This is a genomic window from uncultured Campylobacter sp. (assembly GCF_938045465.1).
In the GTDB taxonomy this organism is placed as follows: Bacteria; Campylobacterota; Campylobacteria; order Campylobacterales; family Campylobacteraceae; genus Campylobacter_B.
This window is the reverse complement of sequence record NZ_CALIBF010000035.1, coordinates 1-12030: the sequence shown is the minus strand read 5'-3', so window position 1 is coordinate 12030 and position 12030 is coordinate 1. Positions and strand designations below refer to the sequence as shown.

General features: G+C 47.5%; 12 protein-coding genes and 1 pseudogene. All 13 read right to left on the bottom strand.

The features are described 5' to 3' along the window. Window positions 1-1179: CHAD domain-containing protein (locus Q0413_RS02120; RefSeq protein ID WP_298986825.1), on the bottom strand; the 1179-nt coding region annotated here is incomplete at its 3' end. 48 nt (window positions 1180-1227) lie between these two features. Continuing rightward, the gene (locus Q0413_RS02115) at window positions 1228-1638 is read right to left on the bottom strand and encodes a Fur family transcriptional regulator (protein WP_005869540.1); all 411 of its coding nucleotides are present in this window, start codon (window positions 1636-1638) and stop codon (window positions 1228-1230) included. A gap of 64 nt (window positions 1639-1702) precedes the next feature. Further along, window positions 1703-3535 carry a 1-deoxy-D-xylulose-5-phosphate synthase gene (gene dxs, locus Q0413_RS02110; protein ID WP_298986823.1) on the bottom strand — a complete coding sequence of 611 codons (1833 nt, stop codon included), beginning with the start codon at window positions 3533-3535 and terminating at the stop codon, window positions 1703-1705. After that, window positions 3525-4634 carry a histidinol-phosphate transaminase gene (gene hisC / locus Q0413_RS02105; RefSeq protein ID WP_298986821.1) on the bottom strand — a complete coding sequence of 370 codons (1110 nt, stop codon included), beginning with the start codon at window positions 4632-4634 and terminating at the stop codon, window positions 3525-3527. The genes dxs and hisC overlap by 11 nt, the downstream gene beginning before the upstream one ends. Next, window positions 4634-5710 carry a prephenate dehydratase gene (gene pheA / locus Q0413_RS02100; protein ID WP_298029288.1) on the bottom strand — a complete coding sequence of 359 codons (1077 nt, stop codon included), beginning with the start codon at window positions 5708-5710 and terminating at the stop codon, window positions 4634-4636. The genes hisC and pheA overlap by 1 nt, the downstream gene beginning before the upstream one ends. After that, window positions 5694-6131: a hypothetical protein gene (locus Q0413_RS02095; RefSeq protein WP_298986819.1), complete on the bottom strand. Its 438-nt coding sequence runs from the start codon at window positions 6129-6131 to the stop codon at window positions 5694-5696. The genes pheA and Q0413_RS02095 overlap by 17 nt, the downstream gene beginning before the upstream one ends. After that, window positions 6128-6418, bottom strand: coding sequence for a hypothetical protein (locus Q0413_RS11200; RefSeq protein WP_366939628.1), 291 nt, complete (start codon window positions 6416-6418; stop codon window positions 6128-6130). The genes Q0413_RS02095 and Q0413_RS11200 overlap by 4 nt, the downstream gene beginning before the upstream one ends. Before the next feature lie 264 nt (window positions 6419-6682). Next, window positions 6683-7618: pseudogene (gene lysA / locus Q0413_RS11195) on the bottom strand (diaminopimelate decarboxylase); the annotation flags it as partial. A gap of 45 nt (window positions 7619-7663) precedes the next feature. After that, window positions 7664-8710, bottom strand: coding sequence for an LptF/LptG family permease (locus Q0413_RS02085; protein WP_298986815.1), 1047 nt, complete (start codon window positions 8708-8710; stop codon window positions 7664-7666). Next, window positions 8707-9264 carry an aminoacyl-tRNA hydrolase gene (gene pth, locus Q0413_RS02080; RefSeq protein ID WP_298986812.1) on the bottom strand — a complete coding sequence of 186 codons (558 nt, stop codon included), beginning with the start codon at window positions 9262-9264 and terminating at the stop codon, window positions 8707-8709. The genes Q0413_RS02085 and pth overlap by 4 nt, the downstream gene beginning before the upstream one ends. Before the next feature lie 8 nt (window positions 9265-9272). Further along, window positions 9273-9809 (bottom strand): 50S ribosomal protein L25/general stress protein Ctc, encoded by a 537-nt coding sequence (locus Q0413_RS02075; RefSeq protein ID WP_177388523.1) that lies wholly within the window; start codon window positions 9807-9809, stop codon window positions 9273-9275. A gap of 146 nt (window positions 9810-9955) precedes the next feature. Then, complete coding sequence (locus Q0413_RS02070) at window positions 9956-11161, bottom strand: PD-(D/E)XK nuclease family protein (RefSeq protein WP_298986810.1); 1206 nt, start codon at window positions 11159-11161, stop codon at window positions 9956-9958. A gap of 1 nt (window position 11162) precedes the next feature. Then, window positions 11163-11744, bottom strand: a complete 582-nt coding sequence (locus Q0413_RS02065) for a hypothetical protein (RefSeq protein WP_298986808.1) — start codon at window positions 11742-11744, stop codon at window positions 11163-11165. Window positions 11745-12030 lie beyond the last annotated feature (286 nt).

Genomic DNA, 12030 nt, shown 5'->3' with positions numbered 1-12030 from the left:
TTTAAACAGCTCCCTGACGCAGCCTTCATCAAAGCTTCTTGCAAAAATTTCAAGCGCGTATTGCAGCCTCTTTAGCCCTATGCGCACGTCGTGAAATACCTGCAGAGATGAGCCTTGCTGCAAATTTTTTAGCTCCACGCGCAAGCTTTTAATCAGCTTGCAAAGGCGGGCGGAGGCGAACTTTTTTGAAATTTTTTCATATTCGCTACGCGCGTAGATGCCGTCCGCGCCGCTTAAAAAGCCGCTAATAGCGCCGTTTAAATCTGCGAATTCCACGCTAGAAAGAAATTCTAAAATTTTATCCTCCGAGCGCTTTGCGATAAGATTTAGCTGCTGCAAAAAGCCCGCAGGCGCGTCGTCGGCCCTTAAAAACTCCGCAAAAACGTGAAGGTCTCGCAGCTGATTGCTGCGGCTCATAAATTCTGCGAGAAGTTTTAAAATTTCATCCTTTTTTTCCGCTTCGAAAAGCGGCGAGGATAGCTTCAAAACGGCTCTAAATTTACGAATCTGCACGCGCAGCTCGTGAAGAGCTTCGGGGGCCAGGCTTTTTTGATACTCGCTTTTTGCGCCGCATGCCCGTATCCACGCTAGCTCAAGCGCCAAACGCGCGAGCTTAACACTGTCCGCATAGGGCGGCGCGAAAAATTTAACTCGGCTAAATTTTTCAAAAACGCTGCGGGCGTGCGCGAAATCAAGAGATCGCGGCGGGATGCCGTAGCGCGCCAGATAGCGGCTTTTGTAGCGGTAATCGTCGGTAATCTCGCAAAAATCGCTGCTGCCGAAGGTTTTTACAAAATCAAAATTTGCGCTTGCCGCCTCGTTTTGAAATTTCGCTCGTAAAATCGCGAGCGTGCTTAGCTCGCCGCCGTAAAGCTCTAGCCAAAACTCCGCTTCGTCGCTGGCAAAGCCGTAGCGGTTTTTTTGCACGACGCGGGCGATCCTGCTTTTTAAAGCCTCTTTGAAATCATCTTTTGAAATTTTAAAATTTAGAGTTTGCCTGTCGAGATCCTCTTTTTTATGGTGCAAAGAGCATTCGTCGTTTTGGCGGATGTAGTAAATTTCGGGGTAGAACGAAGTATAAAACCAAGCGATCTTTACCTTGCGACATTTCAGCCCCGCACGCTCTAGCGTCCGCAAAATCGAATCGTCGCTCAATAAAAATTTACGCTTAGTTTGCATACCCGCTCCAAAAATAAAGTGGGTAATAATAGCAGAAAATTCTTTAAACTATCTACACTTTTCGCAGTCTTCGACCGTAGCCGTGATATTTAGCTTGCGGATGAAATTGCCCGCTTTGCGCTCGATGTTTTTCAAAACGTCCTTATTAAAGGCATCATCCATGAAAAGATCCGTGACGTTACCGCATTTTTCGCATACGACGTGGATGTGCGGCATCTGATAAATGTCGTAGCGACTCTTTTTATTCGGCGCATTGACCTCGACTACGACCCCTTCGTCGAGCAGGGTATTTAAATTTTTATAAACAGTCGCTAGCGAAATGGATGGATAATCCTCTTTGATCCCCTCGTATAGGTCATCTATGCTTGGATGTTCGTGGCGATCGAGCACCTTTAGGATGCACAATCTTTGCGGAGTTGCTTTCAAACCGCAGGTTTTGAGTAGTTCTACGTGGCTCATTTTTGTCCTTCAAAAATTTTAAAGTGATATTATCAAATTTTACTTTAAACAAAGTTGATATTAACTAATACTTTTTATCACTTAATATTCGCTCGGTTAGAGTTTGGATATCCAAGCCCAAGCTACGCTCCACGTCGGCGGTCTTGCCGTGCGGTAAAAAGATATCAGCAAATTCGAAGCTCACGATCTTTACGTCCGAAATTTCATTTTCCTGCAAAAATGCACTTAAAATTTCACCTACACCGCCCTTTTTGGCATTGTCGCTAAAGACGTACCAAATTTTATCTTTGCGAGCCAAATTTCGCAAAAACTCGGCATCCAAAGGCTTTGCAAAGACTAGATCTACGACATCCACCTCTATCTGCCCCTCCAGCGCCGTAGCCGTTTTGTATGCTCTACCAGCGCCGTTTCCGTAGCCGATCAGCGCCACTCGCGCGCTATCGCTGCGCTTTAGAAACACCGATTTTGCAAGCTCTACTACAGATGCGCCAGTCTCGTCGCAGCCCAAGATAAAGCTTCCGCGCGGATAGCGGATCGCTAAAACCCCTTCGTGCGTGTAGGAATACTCGATGATCCGTTTAAAGCTCGCCTCGTCTCGTGGCGCGCACATACTGACGTTTGGGATCGCGTTTAAGAAGCTCACGTCAAAGACCCCCTCATGCGTCTCGCCGTCCTCGCCCACGATGCCCGCGCGATCCATCGCAAGGACTAAGCTTAGATTCATAATCGCCGCGTCGTGGACGATCTGATCGAACGCGCGCTGCATGAAGGTCGAATATATCGTAACGTACGGCTTAAAACCTTCGCGTGCCATCGCAGCCATCGAGCTTAGCGCGTGAGGTTCGGCGATCGCGACGTCCCAGAAGCGGTGGGGAAATTTCTCGATCAGCTTATCCATACCCGTGCCGCTTGGCATCGCGGCGGTTACGCCCACGACGTTTTCATGTTTGGCGGCCAAATTTAAAAGAGCCTCGGCGTAAATTTGCGTGGCACTTTTGGCGGCGGATTTTTTCTTAAATTCTCCGCTTTGAATGTCGAAAGGCCCTACGCCGTGCCAGCTCTCCAAATATCCCTCGGCCTTGTCATAGCCCTTGCCTTTGATAGTTTGAGCGTGCACGACGACGGGCTTGCGCGCGCTTTTTGCCGTCTTTAGCGCCGATATGAGATCGGCTAGGTTGTGACCGTCGACCGGGCCTATGTATTCGAGCCCGAGCTCCTCAAAATACATCCCCGGGATGATGAGCTTTAAGGAATTTTCAAAGCGCTTTGCCATATATGTCGCGCTCTGCGGAGCGTGGGAGAGCAGCTCTCTTACGTGGGATTTAAATTTTTGATAGGTCTCGCCCGCCATCGCTTGGCTTAGGTATTTGCTAAAGGCGCCGATCGGCTTGCTGATGCTCATTTTGTTATCGTTTAGGATGATGATGCAGGGCAGGCGCAGATCGCCGAGCTCATTCATCGCCTCATAAGTCATGCCGCCGCTCATAGATCCGTCGCCGATGAGCACCACCGGCACGCGATCTTCGCGCTTTAGGCTTATCGCTTTTGCCGCGCCCACGGCTAAAGAGATCGACGTCGAGGCGTGCCCTGCGACGAAGTAGTCAAATTTGCTCTCGCTAGGCTTCGTGTAGCCGCTGATACCGCCGAACTGCCTAAGCGAGCCGAACTCCTCCCAGCGATCCGTCAGAAGCTTGTGCGCGTAGCTTTGGTGGCTTACGTCGAAGATAAACGGATCGCTCGCGGCGTCGAATACGTAGTGCATCGCCACGATGAGCTCGACTGCGCCCATATTTGAGCTTAGATGACCGCCGTTTTTGCTCACGACTTCGATGATGCGCGCTCTGATCTGTGCGCAGAGCTCTCGTAGCTCCTCTAGGCTTTTGTTTTTAATATCCACTCAAAATTTCTCCCAGAGCGCCCAAGACGCGATCGTTTTGCCCCTGTGTGCCGATCGTGATACGCACGGCGTTTAGCCCGTAGCTTTTTAAATTTCGAATGATGATGCCACGGCGCAGAAGCTGCTCGCAAAGCTCGCTGCTATCTATCGGTGGGCTAAGTTTAAACGTGATGAAATTTGCGTAGCTAGGGATAAATTCCAAATTTCGCTCGCGTGCAAAATCCTCGAAGCGGCTCATCTGCGCGGCGTTATTTTGCAGGCTCTTTTGCACGAAAGCTTCGTCTTTTAGCGCCGCGATCGCCGCCGCGAGGCTAAGCGTCGTGATGTTAAAGGGCGGGCGCAGCTTATAAAGCGCGCTTATGATTTGCCGCGGCGCGATACCGTAGCCTACGCGCATGCCGCCCAGGCCGTAAACCTTCGAGAAGGTGCCTAGATAGAGCACGTTTTTAAAATTTTGAATTAAAAATTTCGGATCGAGCTTTTTGCGTTCATCTTTAAACGCCGCAAATTCGTTGTATGCAGCATCGATCACCAAAAGCGTGTCCTCATCCACGCTGCCGGCGAACTTATACACCGCCTCCGCATCCAGGCATTCGCCCAGCGGGTTGTTCGGCACACACAAAAAGATGACAGAAATTTCATCTCTGTGCGCGTTATAAATTTTTAAAAGCTCAGCCAGATCGTGCTCCTGCGCGCTCGTTTTGTAAACTTTAGCCTCGCAGTGGCTTGCGTAGATGCCGTACATCGCAAAGGTAACGCCCGCTTGCAGTATCGCGCGGCGCGAATTGAGCTTGGCGTGCAGCGCAAACTCGATGATCTGATCGCTGCCCGCGCCGATGATGATATTTTGCGGCTCTACGCCGAATTTTAAGGCGAGCGCGCCCTTTAGCTCATACATCGAATCGTCGGGGTAGAGATGCGCACAGGCGGCGTTTTGCACGATCGCCTCCTGCACCGCCTCGCTCGTGCCGAAGGGGTTTTCGTTGCTGGCAAGCTTTAACACGTCCTGCTTGCGGATACCAAACTCCCGCACCGCAAGCTCAATCGGCTTACCCGCTTCATAATTGCTTAGATTTTCTACAAATTCGTTAAATTTCATCACTCTCCTCCGTTTATATAGCTTCCCAGCCATGTGATTTCGTGGCCGTTTTTCTGCGCGTTTTGCAGCACGCGCGCCACGCGTTCGTCGTCGATATGTCCCTCAAAATCGACATAAAAGATGCATTTAAAATCCCTAAGCTTAACAGGGCGGCTTTCTAATTTGGTTAAATTTATCCCCTCGTTGCGAAACATCTGCAAAAAGTCCACGAGCCCGCCCGGACGGTCGTCGGTTTTGGCTAGGATGCTCGTTTTGTTGCGGTCGCTCTTTTGGTTTTTAAAGTCGCTCAGCACGAAAAATCGCGTGCGATTGGCAGAGTTGTCCTCGATCTTTTGAAACATCATCGGCACGCCGTAAAGATCGGCGGCGATCTTGGAGCAGATTGCGGCGGAGTGCGGCGTGGCAGCTGCCATCTGCGCCGCAAGCGCAGTAGATTTGGTCGCGGTAAATTTAACGCCGCTAAGGCCGTGATCGTCTAGAAATTTAAGGCACTGATTGTATCCTTGCGGATGCGAGAATATCTGATCCACTGTGCTTACGTCGTCGCAATGGCTCGCAAAGCAGTGGTGGATATCCATATAAATTTCGGCGACGATCTTGACGCCTTCGTATTTTCGCAAGCAATCAAGCGTCGCGCCCACCGCGCCTTCGGTGTTGTTTTCGATCGGCACGACGCCGTATTTGGCCTCGCCGCTATCAAGCTCCTTAAAGACCGCCTCGATGTTTGAGAGCGGTAGGTAGGAGCTTACCGCGCCGAAGCGGCTCTTGGCGGCTTGGTGCGAATAGGTGCCGAAAGGCCCTAAAAACGCGACGATCTGCGGCTTTTCTAAATTTCGCGAAACCGAAAAAATTTCAAAAAATATCGCCTCGATCGCCTCTTTGCTTAAATTTCGCGCCTTTCCGCCGTCCAGCCTGCTGATGATCGAGCGCTCGCGCTCCGGGCGGTAGATCGCGCTGCCAGCGGTCTGCTTCAGCTCGCCTATTTTTTTGACAAACCCCATGCGCTCGTCGATAAGGCGCAAAATTTCATCATCCAGCCTGTCGATACAAACGCGCAGATCATCGATGTTTTGCATCACAACCTTCCTTCTGCTCGCCCCTAAATTTCGGTTTTAGAAATTTCATGCCGCCGCTCTTGCTGCTTTGTGCTTTGAAATTCTTACCGCGCGAACTTAAAATTTCATCGCTTACAATTACTGCGCCGTAGCTTCCGCACGCTAAGAAAGCGCGATAAAATTCGTTGCAGCGGGATCTGAAATTTAAAGGGGTGCGGTTAAAATTTAAAACAGAGCTTCGTTTTGCCGTAAAATTTAGAGGCACATTTTGTTTGGATTTGAAATTTAAAACAGGGGCGCATCCTGGCTTGGAATTTAAAGCAGCGGTGCGTTTAAAATTTAAGACCGTGCTTGCTGCTGCGTTAAAATTTAAAGCTGCTGCGCGCTTGGGTTTGAAATTTAAGATCGCGCCCTGTTTTGAGCGGCTCGCCGCGCGGCTCATACGAGATCCTTTTCGAGCGCGATTAGATCATCAAAGCTCTCGCGCTTTCTAATCAGGCGGTCCTGTCCGTCGTAAACCGCGACCTCGGCGGCGCGACAGCGGGTGTTGTAGTTGCTCGACATCGAAAATCCGTAGGCGCCGGCGCTTTTGATCGCGAGCAGATCGCCGCTTTGTAGGCTAGGCAGGCTAACGCCTTTGGCCAAAAAATCGCCGCTTTCGCAGATCGGCCCCACGACGTCGCAGAGGCTTAAGCTCTCTGCAGAGCTTTGCGGCGCAGAATTATCCACGGCGGAGCTTAGATTAGAGGAATTCTGTGGCGCGAAATTTCCTTGCAAGCTTTGTGAAACGCCGTTTTGCGGCGTAGAATTTTGCGGTGCGAAATCCTCTGAAGCGGACTTAGCCTCGATGCCGAAAGCTTTGCTATGCGTGGAATTCTGCGCCGTGAAATTCTCGGCTAAATCTTGCGTAATGCCGCTTTGCTGAGAGGAATTTCGTGCCGTAGAATTCTCGGTGTCGCTTTGGCTCGCGCAGCTTTCGCAGGCGGAATTGCGCTCGCTTACAAGCTCGATTTTATGGTGCGCGCCGTAGAGGCTCGGGCGTATGAGATCGTTCATCGCGCCGTCAACGATGACGAAGCGCTTGCCGCAGTTTTGTTTTTCATAAAGCACGCGAGTAAGGAAGACGCCCGCTGCTCCCGCGATGAAGCGCCCCGGCTCGCACACGATCGTGACGTCTAGACCGCTTAGGCTGCGCAAAATCCCCTGCGCGTAGTCGTAGAGCACGATCTGTTTTTCATCCTCGTAGCGGATGCCGATGCCGCCGCCCACGTCGAAAAATTTTATATCGATCTCAAGGGCTCGCAGTTCGCGCAGCAGATCGCTTACGATCTTTGCGGCGTCGCAGATCGGAGAAATGTCTGTAAGCTGGCTGCCGATGTGAAAGTGGATACCGACGGGATTTAAAAATTTGCTCTTTTTGGCGTAGATATACATCTTGCGCGCGGTCTCGATGCTGACGCCGAATTTATTCTCATTTAGCCCCGTGGAGATGTAGGGATGGGTCTTGGCATCGACGTTTGGATTTACGCGGATGCTGATGCGAGCGGGCTTATTTAGCTTTTGCGCGATCTGCTCCAGGCGCAGCATCTCGGCTTCGCTTTCTAAATTTATCAGCAAGATGTCCGACCTTAGCGCAAACTCGAGCTCGCTGTCTTGCTTGCCGACGCCAGAGAATATGATCTTATAGCTCTTTGCGCCGATATACAGAGCGCGGCGCAGCTCGCCGATGCTGACGCAGTCAAAGCCGCTGCCCAGATCCGATAGAAATTTTAAAATGCTTAAATTCGAGCTTGCTTTAATCGCGAAGCAAACGAGCGACTTACGCGCTGCGAAGGCCTCTTTGAGCGCTATGAAATTCTTTTGTATCTCGTTAAAATCGTAAACGTATAAAGGAGTGCCGTATTTGCGGGCTAAGCTTGAATAATCCATAGAATTTCCACCGATAAATTTTGCGCCATTCTAACAAATCAAGGCTTAACGATGCTTAAAAACCAAAAATGCCGCGAAGCCTAATAGCGCTGTTATGGGCACGATAATGCCAAGTTCTGGGATGATGACACCGTTGAGAGAAAACCTAATTAACACGAAAAGCACACCCCAAGCGCATAGCGTAGCGATAAAAAATCCAAAGCTTAGCAGCGCGAGATTAAAAAATCGCCCCGTAACGGGCAGATAATAATACAGAACCAATACCGCCAAAGGTGCAAACAACGGAAAAAATATCATATTATAAAGACTTGCTTTTATAGTGGAGATATTTACGCCTTGATGCGAAAAGGTGCGGATCGAACGCAAAGCATCCCTGATCGAATATACATTACTCGTATCATAAACGCTTGCAATTGAGCTTGGATCAAAGCCCTTAAGCGCCTCGCTCTGCGCGCTAAGCTTACTTTTTAATCCACTTCCTCCAAGTTTAAGCTGCGCTGGTAAAGTAGTGGTATTTACGTCGCGCAGGTGCCAAATTTTACCTGCATATTCGCCAGAGCTTGCGTGCGAGCGCGAAGCAACGGAGTTATCACCCACATCAAAGATCGTTATATCATTTGCGTTTTTGCCGTTTAGAGCTTTGATGTAGATATATTTACCCTCAAATTTCAAAAACATATCTCCCCCCGTAGGCGATAAATCGGTTAAATTCTTTTGAAATTTTAATGCGTATGCGAACGGGGTGGAATTTAAAGCTATAAAGCTCGCAGTAATCGCAAGTGCGATCAAAAATGGAGGGATTATCAGAGCGTTTTTGCTAACTCCAAGCGCATAAAAGCTCACCAGCTCGTTGCTACGGATCATATTAAAGCCCATCAAAATAAGCGCAAAAATAAGACTTAGCGGCAGCGTGTAGCTAAGCGCGACCGCTGCGGTTAGAGCAATATACAAAAGAGCGGTATTCGCGCTTGAGGGAAAATCTTTGAGATTGGTAAGCACATCGATGCCTACGTAAAAGCACTCAAGAGCTATTAGCAGGATAAAAAAATACTTCAGATAGGAAAGAGCCGCGTATTTTACGTATAACTTCACACCCTAGCCTTTTTAATCGTAAATTTTTGCGCGATCTGCTCTATATCCGAGCAAATGAGCTCCTCTACTGCGCGCGCGACGTAGGGTAAAATCTCGCTCAGCTTCTCGCGCTCGCTTTCGTTAAAATTTCCGAGCACGAAATCCGCCGCATCCTGATCCTGCTGTTTTTTACCCACGCCGATACGCACGCGCTCGTAATCCGCGCCGATTAGCGCGTCGATCGATTTGATCCCGTTGTGCCCGCCGCTACTGCCGCCTTTTTTAAATTTAACGGCGCCTAGATCCAAATCTATATCGTCGTGCACTACAATGATGCGCTCGGGCTTATAAAAATCGTTCACCGCCTTTACGGAGTTGCCGCTTAAGTTCATAAAAGTTTGGGGTTTTAAAAGAAGAAGCGAGCCCTTTTTAAAAAGCTCGCCTTGGAATTTAGACGAGCTGAGCTCGCTAAAGCCGCCCGTCTTTAAAATTTCGTCGATTAGCATAAAACCGACGTTGTGTCTGGTATCTGCGTATTTCTGAGCAGGATTCCCAAGTCCTGCGATCAGTATCATAGGCGCCCCTATTTAGCCGAAGTGACTCCGACTACCGCTACTGAGCCGTCTAGGATGATGCTGACGCCCTCTTTTACCGGAATGTCTCGGATCAAAAGCGAATCGCCTACGTCAAGATCACTCACATCGAGCGTAAAATCGTTTGGTAGATCTTTGCCGGCGCATTTTACGGCGATACGGCGCTTGGATTGCACCAAAATACCTTTGTTTTTTAGTCCTTTAGCGACGCCAGTTACCTTAACCGGCACTAAATATTTGCTTACGACGTCATCCTGAACTACTCGCAAATCTACGTGAGTTAGGGTATTTGTGACGGGGTGCTTTTGGTATTCTTGCACTATAACGCGATATGTCTTACCGCCCACGCTAACCTCGAAAGGAAGATCTTCTTTTGCGCGCATAGCCTTGATAAAGTCGTTTACTTTAAACGCTGCGTTAATATTTTCAAATCCTTTCGCATAAATATTAGCGATTAGATAACCATCTCGTTTTAGGGATTTTGAAGCCCTTTTACCGATACTATCTCTAACGATACCTTCTAACATTAGGTTTCCTTTGTGAAAAAATGAAGCGTGATAATAGCTAAATGTTGCTTTAAATCTATTTAAGAAATATGGGACTTTATGCAGATCGATCAATAGTGGAATTTATTTATGCATGTTAGGATGTCTTTTGTGCACCGCAATATGAATTACGACGATAAGCCTTTATGCCGCAAAATCGTCATAATTAGCCGCTCTCCCATGATTTCATAAAAATCTTTTTTGTATTCGCTCGCATGCTTTCGCAGCGCGTCTTTGAATTCGTCGTAGAATTTCAAGCTGCATTCGTGAGTTTCAAAAAATTTTAAAAGCGCGCTGTATCTTATGACCGAATAGCGCCCATACTCATCAAATTTCGCCAACTCTCTATCCGCATAGCTATAATCAGGTAAAAGCAAAAAGCACCTTGCCCTACCGCCTGAATCCTGCTTATCGGCAATCTTTGAGTATTTATCTAGCTGAGAGCGCACAGCATCGCTCTGTAAATCGTGTCTTATCCCGTTGATGCCGGATTTGATCTTATTTTCGATGACGATTGCGTGGTTTTGATCTTTTATGAAAATATCTATATTTTTGTATTCTCTTAAAATTTGCGTGTCCTCGCTTATGTTTAGCCGTAAAATTTCGCTCGCAAATTTCAAAAATAGCTCCGCATCGTTTCGCAGATAATAGACTATCCAATTTGAAAAGCTTAACTCATCGTCCATCTTGCCGATTATCTCTAAGATATTTTGCTCTTTAGCTTTGAAATTTAAAATTTCATTTAGCCTGATCCGCTTCGTAGTATCGTTCTCTTGCCAAAGCTCGGGCGCGAAAATTTTATCCAGTATGCTTTCGTGGCGGACATATTGCTTCAAAGATTGCGAGGAAAATTTAAATGGCACGAAAAAGTGCGTTTCATCTATCAATTTCTCGTCATCAACGATGTAAAATTTAAATTTTGGTTTTTTAAAATTCGACGTCTCAAACGTTATATACGCCGCATTGGGGCTATCGTTTTCGCTTTCAAATAGCTCGTTTAGAAGCACACCGCCGTAAGCGATATTTTGTGCTTCAATCATTTCGGATTGTCTTTTAAGCTCCTCTTTAGTGCCGCGCTTTCTGCCGCAGACAAAAAGCTCATCGCTCAAAAGCAGTTTGAACTCGCTAGCGCAAGCTAAAATTTCGAAACAGTATTTCGAAATAGCACGCACTAAAAGGACTTTGTGTGCATCCTTCGCATCCTCGTTTATCGTGCCGTAAGGATTTACATAGATGTAGTGCCTGCCGTTATCTGCCTTAAAAAGATTGATGATTTCGTGCCCCAAGCTCTCGTTCAAATAGCCGCCCGAAAACATTCGATTTATAATTATCATCTCAGAATAAATTCCTATCTATATTTTTAGCGCTAAATTTACGCACGCATTCTCGTATGGCGTTACGTACCTCGTCGCGCTTTTGTTTGTCATAAAAGTATAGTCCCGTCGAGCCGAAGCTTCCAAAGACGTAGAGATAATATCTTGTTTGGATATCATTAATGCGCCACCCCAATCTAGCGGTTTTGGCGCTTTTGGAGCTCATCCTAAAAAATTTAATCACCGCTAGGAAAATTTTAAAAATATTGGCGCTTTTTACCTCTTTTTTCTCTAAGCGCATATCCTCGATTTGATCTGCCGTGACGGTTCTGCTGCGCATTAAATTCCAATACGGCGCGCAGAGCAAAACAGCTACAATGCTATTTTCAACGTCGCTTCTAGGGAAGGTGATTTTGCCCGTTTGCATATCGATCAGATATCTTTTGTTTTTGTTGTAGATCAAAATGCTTTGAAACGGCAAAAGCACTAAAATCACGGCACCTACGCCTAACGGCAACAGCAAAATTCCAATGAGTAGCGCCCATTTAAAATTTTTAAAAACGATCTCTAGCGCGGTATGGACGTCGATTATTTCATATTTCATAAACTTCTCTTGCGATGAAATTCTAAAATTTTATCCATTTGGTTGTTTGCGCGATTTAAAATTTATTAAAGCGCCGAGAGTTTCGGCTCGCAGCGCTTTAAATTTTAATCTTACGCCGACTTACGACGCGAGATCGCTACTTTTTGCCGCGTTTTTTATCGCCCGCTCTTTGCTTAGGGGTTCTGCAAGATCCCGTCCTGGTTCTGTTGTCGTGATTTCTTGGTCCATGACTTGCCATCTCTTACTCCTTTTAGAAAAAATATGCGTAATTATCCCCCCCCCCCCC